The sequence below is a fragment of the Komagataeibacter melomenusus genome (genome assembly GCF_013155395.1).
Taxonomy (GTDB): Bacteria; Pseudomonadota; Alphaproteobacteria; order Acetobacterales; family Acetobacteraceae; genus Komagataeibacter; species Komagataeibacter melomenusus.
Window position 1 is genome coordinate 1 of sequence record NZ_JABJWC010000019.1, and the last position, 17,210, is coordinate 17,210.

The 17,210-nt window shown below is 62.5% G+C and carries 17 protein-coding genes; 12 read left to right on the forward strand and 5 right to left on the reverse strand.

Going from position 1 to position 17,210, the window contains the following annotated elements:
• Window positions 1-675 precede the first annotated feature (675 nt).
• The 4 genes from HNW77_RS08840 to spt all read left to right on the forward strand — a co-directional run bounded on the left by HNW77_RS08840 (window position 676) and on the right by spt (window position 5,262).
• Entirely contained in the window at window positions 676-1,809 is a 1,134-nt protein-coding gene (locus HNW77_RS08840; RefSeq protein WP_172157008.1) for a sensor domain-containing protein, read from the forward strand.
• Window positions 1,810-1,862: 53 nt separating this feature from the next.
• Window positions 1,863-3,605, forward strand: a complete 1,743-nt coding sequence (locus tag HNW77_RS08845; RefSeq protein WP_172157009.1) for a fatty acyl-AMP ligase — start codon at window positions 1,863-1,865, stop codon at window positions 3,603-3,605.
• A 196-nt stretch (window positions 3,606-3,801) separates the two neighbouring features.
• A complete protein-coding gene (locus tag HNW77_RS08850; RefSeq protein WP_007400085.1) occupies window positions 3,802-4,053 on the forward strand; it encodes an acyl carrier protein in 252 nt (83 codons plus the stop codon).
• Window positions 4,054-4,059: 6 nt separating this feature from the next.
• Window positions 4,060-5,262, forward strand: a complete 1,203-nt coding sequence (gene spt / locus HNW77_RS08855) for a serine palmitoyltransferase (RefSeq protein WP_172157010.1) — start codon at window positions 4,060-4,062, stop codon at window positions 5,260-5,262.
• Here spt and HNW77_RS08860 read toward each other — a convergent pair.
• A complete protein-coding gene (locus tag HNW77_RS08860; RefSeq protein ID WP_241694369.1) occupies window positions 5,246-6,208 on the reverse strand; it encodes a hypothetical protein in 963 nt (320 codons plus the stop codon). The genes spt and HNW77_RS08860 overlap by 17 nt on opposite strands.
• Before the next feature lie 12 nt (window positions 6,209-6,220).
• Window positions 6,221-7,213 carry a diacylglycerol/lipid kinase family protein gene (locus HNW77_RS08865; RefSeq protein WP_187353217.1) on the reverse strand — a complete coding sequence of 331 codons (993 nt, stop codon included), beginning with the start codon at window positions 7,211-7,213 and terminating at the stop codon, window positions 6,221-6,223.
• A 147-nt stretch (window positions 7,214-7,360) separates the two neighbouring features.
• On the opposite strand from HNW77_RS08865, the gene HNW77_RS08870 reads away from it, so the two are divergent.
• The 8 genes from HNW77_RS08870 (at window position 7,361) to HNW77_RS08905 (ending at window position 14,444) form a co-directional block, all read left to right on the forward strand.
• Complete coding sequence (locus tag HNW77_RS08870) at window positions 7,361-8,233, forward strand: metallophosphoesterase family protein (RefSeq protein WP_172157014.1); 873 nt, start codon at window positions 7,361-7,363, stop codon at window positions 8,231-8,233.
• Between the two features lie 40 nt (window positions 8,234-8,273).
• Window positions 8,274-9,506 carry an LptF/LptG family permease gene (locus tag HNW77_RS08875; protein WP_408886788.1) on the forward strand — a complete coding sequence of 411 codons (1,233 nt, stop codon included), beginning with the start codon at window positions 8,274-8,276 and terminating at the stop codon, window positions 9,504-9,506.
• Window positions 9,503-10,609 carry an LptF/LptG family permease gene (locus tag HNW77_RS08880; RefSeq protein ID WP_172157015.1) on the forward strand — a complete coding sequence of 369 codons (1,107 nt, stop codon included), beginning with the start codon at window positions 9,503-9,505 and terminating at the stop codon, window positions 10,607-10,609. The genes HNW77_RS08875 and HNW77_RS08880 overlap by 4 nt, the downstream gene beginning before the upstream one ends.
• A complete protein-coding gene (locus tag HNW77_RS08885) occupies window positions 10,606-11,388 on the forward strand; it encodes a sterol desaturase family protein (RefSeq protein ID WP_172157016.1) in 783 nt (260 codons plus the stop codon). The genes HNW77_RS08880 and HNW77_RS08885 overlap by 4 nt, the downstream gene beginning before the upstream one ends.
• A gap of 8 nt (window positions 11,389-11,396) precedes the next feature.
• Window positions 11,397-12,170 carry a nucleotidyltransferase family protein gene (locus HNW77_RS08890; protein WP_172157017.1) on the forward strand — a complete coding sequence of 258 codons (774 nt, stop codon included), beginning with the start codon at window positions 11,397-11,399 and terminating at the stop codon, window positions 12,168-12,170.
• Between the two features lie 18 nt (window positions 12,171-12,188).
• The gene (locus tag HNW77_RS08895) at window positions 12,189-12,689 is read left to right on the forward strand and encodes an MmcB family DNA repair protein (RefSeq protein ID WP_172157018.1); all 501 of its coding nucleotides are present in this window, start codon (window positions 12,189-12,191) and stop codon (window positions 12,687-12,689) included.
• A gap of 24 nt (window positions 12,690-12,713) precedes the next feature.
• The gene (locus HNW77_RS08900) at window positions 12,714-13,502 is read left to right on the forward strand and encodes an inositol monophosphatase family protein (RefSeq protein WP_172157019.1); all 789 of its coding nucleotides are present in this window, start codon (window positions 12,714-12,716) and stop codon (window positions 13,500-13,502) included.
• Between the two features lie 126 nt (window positions 13,503-13,628).
• Complete coding sequence (locus HNW77_RS08905; RefSeq protein WP_172157020.1) at window positions 13,629-14,444, forward strand: lipid-binding SYLF domain-containing protein; 816 nt, start codon at window positions 13,629-13,631, stop codon at window positions 14,442-14,444.
• 91 nt (window positions 14,445-14,535) lie between these two features.
• On the opposite strand, the gene mltG is transcribed toward HNW77_RS08905, so the two are convergent.
• From mltG to HNW77_RS08920, 3 genes are all read right to left on the reverse strand, one after another.
• Complete coding sequence (mltG, locus tag HNW77_RS08910) at window positions 14,536-15,543, reverse strand: endolytic transglycosylase MltG (RefSeq protein ID WP_172157021.1); 1,008 nt, start codon at window positions 15,541-15,543, stop codon at window positions 14,536-14,538.
• A 57-nt stretch (window positions 15,544-15,600) separates the two neighbouring features.
• On the reverse strand, window positions 15,601-16,866 hold the full coding sequence (gene fabF, locus HNW77_RS08915) for a beta-ketoacyl-ACP synthase II (RefSeq protein WP_240906424.1): 1,266 nt from the start codon (window positions 16,864-16,866) through the stop codon (window positions 15,601-15,603).
• A gap of 92 nt (window positions 16,867-16,958) precedes the next feature.
• A complete protein-coding gene (locus HNW77_RS08920) occupies window positions 16,959-17,198 on the reverse strand; it encodes an acyl carrier protein (RefSeq protein WP_003618476.1) in 240 nt (79 codons plus the stop codon).
• Between the last annotated feature and the right edge of the window lie 12 nt (window positions 17,199-17,210).

The window sequence follows — 17,210 nt, forward strand, 5'->3', positions numbered from 1 at the left end:
GATACGCCAAGCTACCCAGACCAGTCTCACCCAGTCCAGACCGCCAATCATCATCCCCTAAAGGACAACAATCGCGCCGCCAGCATATCCCTTCCAGATACTCTCTCTATTCTCTTGTCAAAGAACCGCCGGAGCAGCATCGCCGTCCGGTGAAGGGGCTTTTACGGATATTAGCCCCCCCCTGTCAACGCCACGCCAAAAACCCCGAAAACACACGGAATCCCGCCATAAAACACCCATAACATTCACAAACCGCACCAAAAAAAGTGCACCAGAATGAAATTTATATGAAAAAAGGAGGGGCAAGCCCCTCCTTTCCTCAAAGCCACTGCGGTGCGTGGGTATCAGTCCCCTATCGCGCCGACCCAACCAGACCGACACCTTAATATCCCACCACGCAACACCGGAGACAGCGCCTTCTATTCATTCAAGTCGATCAGACTGCCCTGTCATCGCGTGATCATGAATGGCGAAACCTGCTTAATATATATGCCCAAAAGCGTCCGTCGTTTAATTCCGCTTCAAATTGTTTTATCGCAAGGCAGATTTCATTAAATGTCACACCCTTATGGGTGATCAGATGTGTTATCTCTACAAAACCTTCCTTGCGGGACAGGCAAATAGGGATAGAACTATGTCATCTTGTTTTTAAGCGCGCTGACAGGCTTACTTTAAGTGCATCATATCCTTTTCCCGTATATTGCCCAGCCGCATCAGGAATTTCATTCACTCCCGATCGCACTGGAAATGGCGCGCCTGTACGAGAATGTCCGGGTTCACATCGCCAGCCTGTCAGAGGAACGTGCGGCACGCCTCCGCCAGCTGGCGCATCTTTATCCGGAGTCTTCCGTCACCTTCGATACGCTGGCCATGCCGCACTGGATCCGTGATCATATAAAGCAGCACGGACCGACGCCCCTGAGCAAACTGGCCGTGCTTTTTCTGAACAGAAATTATTTCAACAAGTTTCAGGCTATCGTGATTCCGGAGCGCACATCGCTCTACTTACGCAAGATGGGGGTCCATCATCCCCGCCTGATCTGGACCCGCCATGGCGCCGGAGACCGGGCGATCGGCTTTACCAATGACGTGCGGAAATTCGATTATATCCTGATGGCAGGCCATAAGGTTGAAGAGCGGCTGCTCCACGCGGGCACATTGCGCAAAGGCCACTATACTACTGGAATCTATGCTAAATTTGACATGGTGCGTCGGCTCCATGTTCAGGCGCGCCCGCTTTTTGACAATGGGCGCCCCACGGTTCTCTATAATCCGCATTTCAGTCGCAGCCTGTCTTCGTGGCCACGATTTGGTATGAAATTGCTGGAATATTTCGCGCGGCAGGAAAAATACAATCTCATCTTTGCCCCGCATTACCGGCTTTTCGATACACACCGTGAGAAAAGCATGGAAATGCTCGCGCCCTTTACCAGATTGCCCCATATGATCATTGACCTTGGCAGCGACAAAAGCGTGGATATGACCTATACCATGGCTGCTGACCTCTATGTAGGCGATGTCAGTAGCCAGGTCAGTGAATTCCTTATCAAACCGCGGCCCTGCCTGTTCCTTGACGCGCACCACACCCCATGGCGCGGAGACCCCAGTTACGAGAGCTGGACCCTTGGCCCCGTCGTGGAAAGCGTGGAGACGGCAGGCAATGACCTTGACAATGCTTTCCTGTCACATGCAAATTTCCTTGATCGGCAAAAAGAGTATATACGCGACACATTCGGGTTTGAGCCGCCAGCAGATACGGCGGCCAGAGGCGCGAAATCGATTATTGACTTTTTGAGGGTAATTGGTTGAACACCGCCCATTCGCCGTTTCAAGATACGTCTGTGGAAGTCAAATTACCGGAAATGATAAGCCTCCCGACCCCCTCCGATTCTGGTCTGCCCCGTCGTTACGGCGATTTTTCGTCGTTTCCGGCTGCGCTGGACTATGCCGCCCAGGGCAAGAGCGGCTTCAACATCTATTCCGGCAAGGGCGTCCTGCTCGAAACGCTGCCTTACAGCACGTTGCGCGAACAGGCGATCGAGACCGGCAGGCGCCTGCTGTCACTCGGGCTGAAACCGGGCGACCGGGTGGCCATCGTGGCGGAAAGCGATGGTGACTTCGCCCGCATCTTCTTTGGCTGCCAGTATGCCGGGCTTGTGCCAGCCCCCCTGCCGCTGCCCGTCGCCTTTGGCGGGCGTGAAGGCTATGTCGCGACCCTGCGCGGCATGATCGAGGGGGCTGCCGCCTCAGCCGTGGTCATTGCCTCGATCATCGCATCCTGGACGGACGAGATCACCACCGGGCTGGACCTGAAATTCTCCGGCACGCCAGCCGAACTGCTGCAGACACCCATTACGGTTGAAACCCTGCCCCCCGTCGGGCCGGATGACCTGTCCTACCTGCAGTTTTCCTCGGGCAGCACGCGTTTCCCCATGGGCATTGCCGTCACCCAGCGTTCGGGCATGGCCAATGCGCACGCCATTGCGCTCAATGGGCTCAAGGTGCGCGAAACCGGCGATCGCTGCGTGTCGTGGCTGCCGCTCTATCATGACATGGGACTCGTTGGTTTTTTCTTAACGCCCATGACCTGCCAGCTCAGCGTTGACATGCTGCCCACGCGCGAGTTCGCCCGCCGCCCCCATGTGTGGCTGGACCTGATCAGCCGCAATCGCGGCACGATTTCCTACAGCCCCTCCTTTGGCTATGAACTGTGCGCGCGCCGCGCCACCTCGATCGAGCTTGATCTCTCATCGTGGCGCGTGGCGGGCATTGGCGGTGACATGATCCGCTATCATATCCTTGAGGATTTCGCCCAGCGCTTTGCCTCCGCCGGGTTTGACAGCGGCGCCTTTACCGCCAGCTACGGCATGGCGGAGGCGACGCTGGCCATCAGCTTCGCCCCGCTGGGCGCGGGCATCTGCACCGATACGATCGACCTGCGTGCCCTTGAGACACAGGGCAAGGCCGTGCCCTCCAACGATCCGGCCCGCGCGCTGCGCACCTTCGTGCTGTGTGGTGAAGTGTTGCCGCAGCACGAGCTTGAAGTGCGTGATGCACAGGGCCATGTGCTGGGCGACCGCGAGATCGGCACCGTCTATGTGCGCGGCCCGAGCCTGATGCAGGGCTATTTCCGCCGCCCGCAGGAAACTGCCCGCGTGGTCGATGCCGAAGGCTGGCTCAATACCGGCGATCTTGGCTACATGCTCAACGGGCAGGTTGTCATAACCGGTCGCGCCAAGGACCTGATCATCATCAACGGCCGCAACATCTGGCCGCAGGATCTGGAATGGTCGGCCGAGACCGAAATCAGCACCCTGCGCAGCCGTGATGTGGCCGTGTTCTCGGTGGATGAGGACGAAGGCGAGAAGATCGTGGCCCTGGTGCAGTGCCGCGCCACCTCGCCTGAAGCCCGTGAAACGCTGAAAACCGAAACGGCCAGCCTGTTCCGCCGGCAGCATGGGGTGGATGTCTCCATCATCCTGGTGCCGCCCCATACCCTGCCGCAAACCTCATCAGGCAAGCTGACGCGGGCGCGGGCGCGGGCCATGCTGCTGTCTGGGGCGTTCCAGCCGCTGGAAACATCATCTTCCGTCTCCGTGGTCTGACAGGTCCGGCAGGCCCTCCATCGCCGTTGGCACGTCAGTTGAGGGTGGAAAGCAGGACTGGCCAAAAACCTGTTTTTCGCGCATAAGGCTTTGCAATAAGGGGATGGATTGCAGTCCCCGTCCCCGCCCACGCGGGGCGACCATTCATGCTGATCCGCTGCCCCTGGCAGCCCGGACATGCCATAAGGATGTAGGAATGAGTGAAACGGTAGCGAGTGTCTCCGCGCTGATCGTGAAGACGCTGCTGGCGAACCCCAAGGTTCCCCGTGATATCAATGGCAGCAGCAAGATCGTTGAAGATCTGGCCTTTGATTCACTGGCCGTCATGAATTTTGTCATGGAAATCGAGGATACCCTTGATGTTTCCGTGCCGCTTGACCGGCTGGCCGATATCCGCACCATCGATGACCTGGCGGCCTGCATCGTCTCCCTCAAGCAGGCTTCCTGACACGTCATGTCGATTTTTTCCAAATATGAAGGCCTGGCCTCCGCCCTCGCATCCGTAACCGCTGGCGGTGGTCGCAACCCCTTCGATGTCGTGATCGAAAAGCCCATTTCCTCAACGGTAGGGCTGATCGAAGGGCGCGAGACGCTGCTGTTTGGCACCAATAACTACCTTGGGCTGAGCCAGTCCCCCGCTGCAATCAAGGCTGCGGTCGCGGCGGCGGAAGCCTATGGCGTGGGCACGACCGGCTCGCGCATTGCCAACGGCACGCAGGGGCTGCACCGCCAGCTGGAGGAGCGGCTGTGCGCCTTCTTCCGGCGCAGGCACTGCATGGTGTTCTCCACCGGCTACCAGGCCAATCTTGGCACCATTTCCGCCCTTGCGGGCAAGGATGACTACCTGCTGCTCGATGCCGACAGCCATGCCAGCATCTATGATGGCAGCCGCCTTGGCCATGCGCAGGTCATCCGCTTCCGCCATAACGATGCCGATGACCTGCACAAGCGCCTGCGCCGCCTTGAGGGCACGCCGGGCGCGAAGCTGGTCGTGGTTGAAGGCATCTATTCCATGATGGGCGATGTGGTGCCCATGGCCGAGTTCGCCGCCGTCAAGCGCGAGACCGGGGCGTGGCTGCTGGCTGATGAAGCCCATTCCGTGGGCGTGATGGGCGAGCACGGGCGCGGCGTGGCCGAAGCCGATGGCGTGGAAGATGACGTGGACTTCGTGGTCGGCACCTTCTCCAAAAGCCTGGGCACGGTGGGGGGCTACTGTGTCTCCAACCATGCAGGGCTGGACCTGATCCGCCTGTGTTCACGGCCTTACATGTTCACGGCCTCGCTGCCGCCGGAAGTCATTGCGGCAACCATGGCGGCCCTGACGGAACTGGAAAACCGCCCCGAACTGCGCACGCGCCTGATGGACAACGCCCGCAGGCTGCATGCGGGCCTGCAGGCGGCGGGCCTGCGCACCGGGCCGCAGGCGAGCCCGGTCGTATCGGTCATTCTGGATGACGTGGCGGTGGCCGTGGCATTCTGGAACCGGCTGCTTGACCTTGGGGTTTACGTCAACCTCAGCCTGCCGCCCGCAACGCCGGACCAGCACCCGCTGCTGCGCACCTCCGTCATGGCAACACACACGCCCGCGGAAATTGACAAGGCCGTGGGCGTGTTTGCCACGATCGCGCGCGAGATGGGGCTCAACCGCGCCGCCTGAAGAAGCCTGCCTGCCGGAGCTTCCATAACAGGTACGGCAGGCAGATCAGCGGATGCCGCTCGGAAAACGGCCCGAGCGGCAGGTCGATGCCGGAATGCCGCCTGATCTTCCATGCGATATAGCGCGCGCCCCCTTCAAAGGTGAAAGCACCCTTGAACAGCCGGCTGACATTGAGCACCCGCCCCAGCCGCCCGCGCAGCCACCAGCCTTCTTGCATGCTGCGCCGCAGTTGCGGGGTCAGGCGCGGGGCAAGACGATCCCCCTCACGCGCAAACGGCAGGCCATCAGCCAGCCATATGTCAGGCAGCAGCGCGCGATAGCGCGCCTCGCGCCCCTCAAGCAGGGCCGATGGCCTGCGCCCGTTCTCCACCCGCAGTTCCGCGCCGTAGGTATGCGCGAACAGCGCCAGCCAGAATTCATCCGCCGTGCCCTGCTCCGGGCCAAGAGCCGCCGCCCAGCGCCCGGCCTGCCCCATGGCGCGCACCAGGCAGCCCAGTATGGCGTCAGCCGCCTCCGGCCCACGCACCCAGACCAGCCTGACCGGCTGGCAGAACCGCGCCCAGATGGTGGTATCGAGTGTTGCCCGCCCCGTCATGCGCCGGAACTGGGCGATCGACAGGATGGCGACCTTGGCGCGGATGATGCGCCCGGCTATGGCAATCTCGTGATATTCGACATTGGGCGGCAGCAGGCGATTGGCCTCACGCGCGAAGTAGCCTGATTTCCAGTCTTCCAGCCGTTCCACGATGACATAGAAGTCCAGCACGCCATCAGGGTCGGGTTCTCGCAGCACGGAGCCGTAAAAGAGCACGCCCAGGGGCTGTGCCGCGCCCAGCAGTTCACTGACGAACTGCGTGACAAAGGCAGGAACGGGCTGGACCAGTTCACTGGCCAGTGTATGGGCAATGCGCCCTGCCGCGGCAAGGCGGCTGGATGGATCAGCCATGCTCAGCATTCCTCAGGCGTGGATGAAGTCGATGGGGGCCGTGGCGGACAGCACGATCCGGCCGGACGGGCCGGGGGAAAAAACTTCCCCATCCAGCACAAAATCGGATTCAAGCGCCATTTCGATCCGCTCTTCACACCCGCTGCAGTAATCCGGGTTGTGCCGCAGCCAGGCCGGGTGCCGCCCGCGCAGCAACGCCCAGGCGGCAGCGGCAAGACGCGAGGGCTGGCCTGCCACATGCAGGTAATTGATCACATCAGAGCGACCGCCCGCCGCATTCCAGAACGGCCATATGCCATGCGGCAGGCGCTGGAGCGTGCTGGACAGGAACAGGAAGCAGTTGCCATGCCGCACCGAGCGCTGCCCCGCCTTGAGCGTAATCGGGTTGCCCTGCATCCATTCCCGGCGCGAGCGGCGCGTAAACAGATGGGCGACCGAAGACAGGAACGAAACCACCACCGCCATTTCATGGGAATAATGGTTCAGGATGGCAGGCTGGTGGGCCAGTTCGATGCCGCGCGTAAAGGCGGCGGCACCATGGAACATGCCCACGACCGCAGGCCTGCCCTCCGCCTCGGGCCATTCGACAACCAGCCCGCACCGCCTGCGCGCCTTGTGGCGCAGCGTGCCCGCATCGGCAAGGCTGACCAGCAGGTCAAGGGCTTTTTGCCCGCGCAGGCCAAAGCCCACGTCACCCGCGATCAGGTTGGTATTGCCCGAAGGCAGGATGGCAAGGGCGGGAAAACGCTCGGGGGCGTAATGGCGATGGATGGCGGTCAGTACATCGCTGACCGTGCCATCCCCGCCATCGACCACGATACAGCCCATGTCGCGCGCGGCCAGTTGCGCGATTGCGGCATCGAGAAGGGAACGGTCGGCCGGATCAATGAAATTCTCTCCCAGAAGGCTACGGGCCATCGGGGCATACGAACTCTTGTCGCCCATGTTCCGCCGGCTGCGCGGGTTATAAACAAGCGCAAAACGTCCGGTCACTGATGATTCCATCCCTGTCTGAAATTTGACTTACAGGCCATAAGCAACCATCTGCCTTCTATTGCAAGGCACGAAACGATGGAACGCATCGCCGCGCGGGCAGGCATAACACGGCCCGGCCGCGTTGCTGACCGGCCGGATGCAGGGAAAGACACCAGCTTGAACACCATCACCATAGCCCATCTTTCTGATCCGCACCTGCCAACGGAGATGTCGCCCCCGCGCCTGCGCGAGAAACTGAACAAGCGCCTGTTCAGTGATCTTTCATGGAAGCGGCGCCGCCGTTTCCTGCATCGCCCGGAAATTCTGGCCCGCGTGATGGCCGATATCGCCAGCGCCGGGGTGGACATGATCGCGCTGACCGGCGACCTGACCAATATGGGCCTGCCGGGCGAATGCCGCCACGCCCTGCGCTGGCTGGAACAGATGCCCGCGCCGTGCACAGTCATACCGGGAAATCATGACACCCTTGTGCATGATAACTGGCAACAGACCATCGGCCTGTGGCAGCCATGGATGGGGGCGCTCCCCTTCCCGTTCGTGCGCCGGGTGGGACCGGTTGCGCTGATCGGGGTGAGTTCGGCGGTGCCGACCCCCCTGTTCAGGGCAACGGGCCGCATGGGCGCGCGCCAGACTGCGCGCCTTGCGGGCATATTGCATGAAACAGGCCGGCAGGGGCTATGCCGTATCGTCATGATTCATCATCCGCCCGTGCCGGGCCTGGCCATTGCCCGCAAGGCGCTCAGGGACCCCCAGCTTTTCGCCCAGAGCATTGCACGCGAGGGGGCGGAGATGGTACTCCATGGCCATATCCATACCTCCACCCTGTCTTCCCTGCCCGGCCCTGCTGGCGCCGTGCCGGTCCTGGGTGTTGCATCGGCATCGGCGCGGTCGGATGATCCGCTGCGCGCGGCGGCGTGGAACCGGATCGCCATCACGCCACGCGACGGTGGATATGCACTTGGTGTTACAAGGCGTTTCTTTCCGGCAGACGGCGCAGCGGGTACAACGCAGGAAACTATTTTTGAATGAGTCCTCACCCGTATCGTTTTTCGGATATAAGCACGCCTAGATGAACCGCATGTCTTTACAGCACGGGATTCTGGCCAAGCTGCGTCCCAATACCATGGACCGCTACCTGCTGCGGCAGGTCGTGCCGCCGTTTTCCATCGCACTGGGCGTAGTCATGTCCGCCCTGCTGCTGGAGCGGCTTCTGGTGCTGTTCAACATGCTGGCTGCCAATGGCAGTTCCATGAAGACGTTCTTCGGTCTGCTCAGCGACCTGATCCCCCATTACCTGGGGCTGGCGCTTCCGGCGGCCATGTGCGTCAGCGTGTTCTCCATCATCCGGCGCATGAGCGCCAACCATGAAATCGATGCCCTGACGGCCAGCGGGGTCTCGATCTTCCGCATCTGCCAGCCTTTCGTGCTGACGGGGGCGGTGTTTGGCGTGCTGGCCTTCTCGCTTTATGGCTTCATCCAGCCTTACGCGCGCTATGACTACCGCTCGGCCTTCTATTTCGCCAGCCACGCAGGCTGGACGCCGCACCTGCAATCCAAGATGTTCGCCATCTCCGATGACATCATGCTCACGGCCGAGAGCGTCGACCATGCGGGCTCGCGGCTGTTCCATGTCTTCATCCGTGACAATTCGGACAAGACGCGCGTGCGCTACATCACCGCGCAGAAGGGCTATCTGTACAACCCCGCCGATGGCTCGCGCATGCGCCTTGACCTCGTTAACGGCACCATCGTGACCGACACGCACGACAAGCCCCCCTCCATCACCGGCTTTACCCGCACCACCCGCCTCATTTCCGGCGAGGCCAAGCTTGATGATGAAGCCTATCGCAAACGCGGCGAGACGGAACGCGAACTGACCGTACCCGAGCTGTATTACGGCATCCGCCACGGCTATCCCGGCATCAGCCCGTCCTACATGCTGGCCGAACTGCACTTCCGCCTGGCGCGCACGGCGGCCATTCCGTTCATTCCCATCCTGGCCTGCGCGCTGGCGGGCGTGCGCAAGCGCCAGAAGGGCAATCCCGGCCTGGCCATTGCCGCCATCACGCTGGTCAGCTTTGATCATACGCTGCAGATGGGCATGAGCTTCGTCGCCAATATGCACATGTCCCCGCTGCTGGTCATCTGGCTGCCCACGGTCATCTTTGCCGTGGTGTGCGTGGGCATGCTGATCCGCCAGGCGGGGGGCCTGCGCATCCTGCTCTCGCCGGGGCCAAGCCTGCCGCCCCGCCAGCTCTCGGCAGATGGCCTGCCGCGGCGCATGATGGAAAAAGAAGCATGAAGCTTCGCCTGCGCCTGGCCAGCGGCACGGTTCTGCTCGGATATCTCTCGCGCGAGCTGCTGGCCAAGGTGTTCACCACGGTCATCATCGTCGTCGCCCTGATGGAAATCCTGGCCCTGCTGGAACAGGTGACCGAAATCATGCACCGCCACCTTGGCCTGTCCGGGGTGTTGTACTACGCGGTCATGCACCTGCCGCTCCTGTTCGGCAATGCCATGCCCATCGCCGTGCTGATCGGCGCGCTGCTGACCCTGCTGCAACTGACCACATCGAACGAAATCTCGATCATGCGGGCGGCGGGCCTGTCCACGCCGGGGCTGATCAAGCTGTTCCTGCCCACCATCATCGGCCTTGGCGTGCTGTGCGGGGTGGTCAATGACCAGATCACACCGCGCTCGGAACAGCACCTTGCCCAGTGGTGGAACGCCACGACGCCCGATGCCGCGACGACATGGCACAACTACTGGTTGCGCGCGCGCGATGACCTGATCAACATCAACTACCTTTCCCGTGGGGGGCAGGCGCTTGACGGGGTCACGATATACCACCGCGACCACCAGAGCCTGCTGGAAAAGGTCACGACCCTGCGCGACGTGCATTACATGCATGGCCACTGGTACGGCACGCCCACGCGGGTGCTGAGCGTGATCAGCCCGACCCGCATCGACCTGCTTGACACGCCGGAGCAGTCCGTGCGCCTTGACTGGCCCGATACGCTCACGCCGGGCTACCTGATGCAGATTACCGTCAGTTTCACCCAGTCCATCGGCACCATGCTGGCCGAGCAGAACGACACCCTGCCCTCCAGCCAGTCGCCCTCGTTTTTCATAACCGAAATACTGGGACGCATCATGTTACCGGTCACGTTCGCGGTAATGCTGTTACTCGCCGTGCCGGTGGTCTATATCCCCCCCCGGGCTGGCACGCGCAGCTGGTTGCCCATATGGTGCCTCGGCGCTGGCCTGCTGTTTGTCGTGTTCCAGGGGCTGCTCCGCGCGCTTGGCAATGCGGGAACGTTGCCCTCGCTTATGGCGATATTCGTCGGGATCCTGATTTTCATCCTTGGCGTCATCACCGTGCTACTGAGGATCGAAGAGCGATGATTACAAATACCCTGAAGAACAGTTCCATCCGCACAGGCCGCAGCTTCGACCTGGGCAAGATGAACCTGTCACAGCTCTGGATTGCCTACCTCACCTACCCCACCATCCTCCTGTATTTCGTGCTGGCCATCGCCAGCTACGCGGTCATGGTGTACGCCTACACGTCGTTCGTGCCGGTTGCCATCAGCATCGCGGCGGTGGTGCTGGTCTATCCGCTGGTATGGTATGGCATCCATCGCTTCATCCTCCATGGCCGGTTCCTCTACCGCATGAAATGGAGCGCCACCCTGTGGAAGCGCATCCACTTCGATCACCACCAGGACCCCCACCTGCTTGACGTGCTGTTCGGCTCGCCGCTCAACACCATTCCCACCATTGCCATCGTCACCATTCCCATCGGCTACGCCATTGGCGGGCTGGCGGGTTCGGGTGCTGCCTTCGGCGCGGGGCTGACCATTACGTGCATCTATGAGTTCTTCCACTGCATCCAGCACCTGAACTACAAGCCGCGCATGCGCTGGATCCAGTTGATGAAGCAGCGCCACGTGCTGCATCACTTCCATAACGAGAACGGCAATTACGGCATCACCAGCTTCGTGGCCGACCGCATCTTCCACAGCTACTACCCCGATGCCCGTGGCTGCCCGCGCAGCGCCACCGTGTTCAACCTTGGCTATGACCTGGAGGAAGCCCGTCGCTACCCCTGGGTGATGGAAGAGACCGGCTCCCCCCCGCGCGACCGCCCCGATGGCGCCAACACCACCCGGAATGCGGCGTGAGCGCGGGCATGGCGCTGAATGTTCTCATCCTGGCGGGCAGCCGGCCGGGACGGCCCGACCCCATGGCGCAGGCGGCGGGCATTTCGCACAAGGCCCTGCTGCCGGTTGGCGGCAGCCCCATGATCAGCCGGGTCATCTCGGCCCTCCAGTCGGTCGAGGCTATTGGCAAAATTGCCATCTGCATCGAGCGCCCCGAGGTGCTGGCCGGCATCGTGCCTGACAACGTGACCTTCATTGCCCCCGCTTCCGGGCCGAGCGCCAGCGTGATGAAGGCGCTCGACACGCTGGGCACGCCGCTGCTGGTCACCACGGCCGACCACGCCCTGCTCGAGCCCGCCTGGGTGCGCAGTTTCGTGCAGCAGGCACAGGAGAGCGGGGCCGACGTGGCCGCAGGCATCGCGATGGAACGCGACATCCTGCGCGATGTGCCGGGCACCCGGCGCACCATGATCCGGCTGGCTGATGGCGCTTTCTCGGGGTGCAACATGTTCCTGTTCCGCACACCTGCGGCAGCAGGCGTGATCCGGCTGTGGCAGAAGCTCGAGGCCGACCGCAAGAACCCGCTCAGGATGGCGCGTACGCTTGGCCTGGGCATCCTGCTGCGCTTTGTGCTGCGCCGCCTGACCCGTGCTGATGTCTGCCGCCGTATCGGCCAGCTTTCACACGCGCGGGTGGCCATGATCGAACTGCCCAACGGGCGCGCCGCCGTGGATGTGGACAAGCCCGCCGACCTCGAGCTTGTCACGCACCTGCTCGCATCACATCCCCTGCCCGCGACCTGAGGCCCCTGCCCCTACACCATGCACCGCCCATCCGCGCCACAGGTCCAGTCCGCCATCCGCACGGGCGTCAGCCAGATGTGCCGGATGCATGGGTGGGCGGTCCTGCATGAATTCGTACTGCCCGACCGCAGGCGGGCCGATATCATGGCGCTTACGCCACAGGGCGACCTGCTGTGCATCGAGATCAAGTCCGGACTGCCGGATTTTCGCGCCGACCATAAATGGCCCGATTACCTGCAATGGTGCGACCAGCTCTATTTCGCGGTCAACCAGGACTTTCCCCGCCATGTCCTGCCACAAGCAGCCGGGCTGGTCATCGCCGCCACCCGGCCTGCGGCCATGCAGGCGGCTAGCTGCATGGACTGCGCCATCATCCGCCACCCGCAGCCCACCCCGCTTGCCGCCGCGCGCAGGCGCAAGCTCACCCTGCAGTTTGCCATGCAGGCCGCCGAACGGCTGGGCCGGGTAGACATGCCGCAGGTGGAACATGCGGTGAAAACGGCGTTACGTGTAGAATAGAGTGTTCCACAAGAAAGGTTACCCATGTCACAGGCCATCCTGACCCGTTTTGAAGCCGCCCGCTCCGTCGTGCGCGATGCCGCAGCCCTTGCCATGAAGATGCGCCCCGCCCCCGGCGGCCCCAAGGGCACCCAGAAAAGCGCGCAGGACTGGCTGACCGAGACCGATGGCGCGGTTGAAGCCTTCATTTCAGAGCGAATCGGCACGCTGTTCCCCGAGGATGGCTTTCAGGGCGAGGAAGAAGGCCGCACCCGCACCGGCAGCCTGCGCTGGGTGGTGGACCCGATCGATGGCACCTCCAACTACGCGCGCGGGCGCAATCGCTGGTGCATCTCGCTCGGCCTGATGGATGGCGACACGCCCGTCGCGGGTATCATCGAGGCCCCGATGCTGGGCGAGACCTATACGGCGGTAAAGGGGCATGGCGCGTTCCTTAACGGGGAGCGCATCCATGCCTCCCCCGTGACCGACCCCGCCTCATCCCTGATCGAGATGGGATGGAGCAACCGCGTGCCGCCGGGCGTGTTCCAGGCAAAGATCGATGCCATCCTGGGACTGGGCGCCATGCCACGCTCGGGCGGCTCAGGCGCCATCGCCCTGGCCGAGGTCGCCTGCGGGCGGCAGGACGGCTACCTTGAAATCCGCATCAACCTGTGGGACGTGGCCGCCGCCCTCGTGCTGCTGGAGGAAGCGGGCGCGAAGGTTTCCCCCTTCCTGCGCGATGGCGGGCTTGAGGATGGCATCCATATCCTTGCCGCTGCCCCCGGCATTGCCGATGCCCTGTCGCAGGCGGTGGGCGTCTCCCTTAAATAACGGCAATATGGGGCTGGATCATGCCACGCAGGCTTGCCTTGGGAGCCATGATTCAGCCATGAACACAGACCACTCCAGTGCACGGACCGTTTTGGTGGATCTGCCGTGACGAATCGGAAAGGGAGCATGGGTTTGCACAAGTTTCATCTCATCAGGACGTCACTCGCCACGCTGGCCCTGATGATGCCGCTGCACGCCGCGATGGCCGCCAGCATGGAAGAAGAACAGAGCCTGGTGGACCGTGCCACGCTGACCGTGCGCGACATGTTCTCAGGCGCCACGGCCGGCAGCAAGGTGACCCGTTACCTGGCCGAATCGCGTGGCGTGATTGTCTGCCCCTCGGTCTTCCGCATGTCGATCGCCTTTGGTGGCGGCGGTGGCGGCTGCGTGTTCCTGACGCGTGATGCCCATGGCTCATGGTCCGACCCGGCCTTCTACCGCATGTCATCGGCCAATTTTGGCCTGCAACTGGGCATGCAGGATGTGGAGGTCATGCTGTTCGTCATGACGGATCAGGGCGTGCAGTCGCTGCTCGACAGCCAGATGAAACTCAGCGCCGATGTCGGCACTTCTTTCGCCTCATCGGGTTCCGGGCTGGAAGCGGGCACGGCGGGCGAGCACAACACCTCCATCAAGGGCGTGCAGAAATCCAAGGGCCTGTTTGCCGGTGCGGCCCTTGGTGGCTCCAAGATGCGCGTCAACAGCGCCGCCAACCGCGCCTATTACAACCAGATCGTCGGACCTGAGGATATCGTGGTGTCCATGCGGGTGAACAACTCGGGTGCCGACCCGCTGCGCTCCGCCCTGACCGAAGTGCTGGCCACCGCCCAGAGCCGTCCGGACAAGAACGGCCAGACCAGCACCCCCGCCACGCAGACCCAGCAGCCGATGGAAACCGCACCTTCTGGCTCGGTCAGCAGCCAGAGCCTGCCTGCCCAGTAAAGAAACACATTAAAATTTCGGGTGCCGCCTTTTTTCGAAAAAGGCGGCATTTCTTTTTGAAGCGTTCTGACAAAAGCCTCACCAAACACTTTCAGTCATTGGCGCGCGGGGTGGCCTGCGCTGCGTGCCTGCTGGCCCGGAAGGCCGCCACATGGCGGTTATGGTCATCCAGCGTGCTGGTAAAGTCATGCCCGCCCAGACCATTGGCCACAAAATAAAGCTGGTCCCCCTGAGCCGGATGGGCGGCGGCATAAAGCGCCGCCATGCCGGGCGAGCAGATCGGCCCCGGCGGCAGGCCGACAATCACGTAGGTATTATACGCCGTAGGCTGCTGTAGATCGGCATGCGTAAGCGCATGCCCCAGCGGCCCTGCCCCCTTGTTCAGCCCATAAACCACGGTCGGGTCGGACTGGAGCCGCATGCCCTGGTGCAGGCGGTTGAGGAACACACGCGCCACCATGGGGCGCTCTGAGGCGATGGCCGTTTCGCGCTCGATCATGGAGGCCAGCACCAGCAGGTCATGGCGGTTGACGATGGCCGGGTCCACCACGCGGCTTTCCCATGCCTGATCGATGGCGCGGTCCATGGCATGCTGCATGCGCGCCAGCATCTGCGCGCGCGGCATGCCCCATTCGTAATCATAGGTCAGCGGCATGACCGACCCCTCATCGGGGAAGGGAAAGCCGCCCTCCATGTAGGGGGCATGTTCCAGCAGGTTGGCGATCTGGATGGCGGAAAGCCCCTCCGGCACGGTCAGCCTGTGCACGACCGGCCTGCCATGTCGCAACACCAGCAGCACCTGATGGATGGAGGCATGGGCGGGAAACACCAGTTCCGCCGCGTGGAACGCGCCATCCACCCGTGTCAGCACGGTCGCGGCCTCGAACACCTTTTGCGCAACCCAGCCCTGATCGACAATGCCCGCAGCCTGCAGGCTGCTCAGGACCTGCGCGGTGCCGCCATGCGGTATGACCAGCGTGCGCTGTTCGGCCAGCGGACCAGGGGCGTCGTACTGCCGCACCCCCATGAACAGGATGCCAAGACCTGACAGCACCAGCACGAGAAATGCCAGCCCGCATACCGCCAGAACCCTGCGCACACCCGCTCCTTCGCCCGATGCCAGAAACAAAAAGGGGCGCCCTTGGGCGCCCCGGTCTTATACGCCGCGCAGGATGATGCTGGCGTTGGTGCCGCCAAAGCCGAAGCTGTTGGACAGGATGGTGTCGATCTTGCGCTCCTGCGCCGTATGCGCCACCCGGTCGATCACGCTCTCGCGTGAGGGATTGTCGAGGTTGAGCGTGGGCGGCGCGACATTGTCGCGAATGGCGAGGATGGAATAGATCGCCTCGACCGCGCCCGCGGCACCAAGCAGGTGGCCCGTGGCCGACTTGGTGGACGACATGGCCAGCTTGCGCGCATCATCGCCAAACAGGCGCTCGACGGCATCAAGCTCAAGGTCATCGGCCATGGTGGAGGTACCATGGGCGTTGACGTACTGAATGTCAGCCGTGGTCAGGCCCGCGCTGCGCACGGCGTTCTGCATGGCGCGGAATGCGCCCTCATGCCCTGCGGCAGGCGCCGTGATGTGGTGCGCGTCACCCGACATGCCGTAGCCGATCACCTCGGCATAGATCTTCGCGCCACGTGCCTTGGCGTGCTCGTATTCTTCCAGCACCACGATACCCGCACCCTCACCCATCACGAAACCATCGCGGTCACGGTCCCACGGGCGGGAGGCCTTCTCGGGGGTATCATTGAAGTGGGTGGACAGCGCCTTGGCGGAGCAGAACCCCGCAATGCCCAGCGGGCACACGGCGGCCTCGGCCCCACCGGCCACCATCACGTCGGCATCGCCGAGCATGATCATGCGCGCGGCATCGCCAATGGCATGCACGCCGGTGGCGCAGGCGGTCACGACCGAATGGTTCGGCCCCTTGAATCCGTATTTGATCGAGACATGCCCCGAGACCAGATTGATCAGGGCGGACGGAATAAAGAACGGCGAGAGCCTGCGGGCCCGGCCTTCCTTTACCGTCACGGATGCCTCGTAGATAGTCTGGAGACCGCCGATGCCTGCGCCGATCATGACGCCGGTGCGGCAGCGATCCTCTTCCGATTCAGGCTTCCAGCCCGAATCCTCGACCGCCTCGGTGGCCGCGACAAGACCGAGATGGATGAAGCGGTCCATCTTTTTCTGGTCCTTGACGGGCACCCAGTCCGAAAGGGTCAGGCCGCCACTTTCCGTTGGGCCTGCGGGCACTTCGCCCGCAACCTGCGCGGGCAGGTCAGAGGCATCGAACGATGAGATACGGCCAAAGCCGTTCTCCCCGGCCACGATCCGTGACCAGTTGCGCTCAACACCCAGTCCGAGTGGGCTGACCATGCCCATACCGGTTACGACAACGCGCCGCTGTCCAGACATTGATCCGGTAGACTGCATCAACCCGCCCTGCTTCCTGAAAGTAACGATACCTGACTGAATTCGTAGTACATTATGATCGACAAACGGGTCGATCAGGCAGCTTTCTGCTTCTCGATGTAGTCGATCGCGTCCTTCACGGTCGTGATCTTTTCAGCGGCATCCTCGGGGATCTCGACGCTGAACGCTTCCTCGAAAGCCATGACCAGCTCGACCGTGTCGAGGCTGTCGGCGCCCAGATCGTCGATGAAAGAGGCATCCGGGGTGACCTTGCTTTCGTCAACACCAAGGTGCTCGACTACGATCTTCTTAACCTTATCGGCGATTTCGCTCATCTGTCTCTGCTT

Excerpts from the sequence above, each read along its gene's own strand:
- HNW77_RS08845 (WP_172157009.1), top strand. The coding sequence starts at position 1,863 with ATGATAAGCCTCCCGACCCCCTCCGATTCTGGTCTGCCCCGTCGTTAC.
- HNW77_RS08850 (WP_007400085.1), top strand. The coding sequence starts at position 3,802 with ATGAGTGAAACGGTAGCGAGTGTCTCCGCGCTGATCGTGAAGACGCTG.
- spt (WP_172157010.1), top strand. The coding sequence starts at position 4,060 with ATGTCGATTTTTTCCAAATATGAAGGCCTGGCCTCCGCCCTCGCATCC.
- HNW77_RS08860 (WP_241694369.1), bottom strand. The coding sequence starts at position 6,208 with ATGGCTGATCCATCCAGCCGCCTTGCCGCGGCAGGGCGCATTGCCCAT.
- HNW77_RS08865 (WP_187353217.1), bottom strand. The coding sequence starts at position 7,213 with ATGGAATCATCAGTGACCGGACGTTTTGCGCTTGTTTATAACCCGCGC.
- HNW77_RS08875 (WP_408886788.1), top strand. The coding sequence starts at position 8,274 with ATGAACCGCATGTCTTTACAGCACGGGATTCTGGCCAAGCTGCGTCCC.
- HNW77_RS08880 (WP_172157015.1), top strand. The coding sequence starts at position 9,503 with ATGAAGCTTCGCCTGCGCCTGGCCAGCGGCACGGTTCTGCTCGGATAT.
- HNW77_RS08885 (WP_172157016.1), top strand. The coding sequence starts at position 10,606 with ATGATTACAAATACCCTGAAGAACAGTTCCATCCGCACAGGCCGCAGC.
- HNW77_RS08890 (WP_172157017.1), top strand. The coding sequence starts at position 11,397 with ATGGCGCTGAATGTTCTCATCCTGGCGGGCAGCCGGCCGGGACGGCCC.
- HNW77_RS08895 (WP_172157018.1), top strand. The coding sequence starts at position 12,189 with ATGCACCGCCCATCCGCGCCACAGGTCCAGTCCGCCATCCGCACGGGC.
- HNW77_RS08900 (WP_172157019.1), top strand. The coding sequence starts at position 12,714 with ATGTCACAGGCCATCCTGACCCGTTTTGAAGCCGCCCGCTCCGTCGTG.
- HNW77_RS08905 (WP_172157020.1), top strand. The coding sequence starts at position 13,629 with ATGGGTTTGCACAAGTTTCATCTCATCAGGACGTCACTCGCCACGCTG.
- fabF (WP_240906424.1), bottom strand. The coding sequence starts at position 16,866 with ATGTCTGGACAGCGGCGCGTTGTCGTAACCGGTATGGGCATGGTCAGC.
- HNW77_RS08920 (WP_003618476.1), bottom strand. The coding sequence starts at position 17,198 with ATGAGCGAAATCGCCGATAAGGTTAAGAAGATCGTAGTCGAGCACCTT.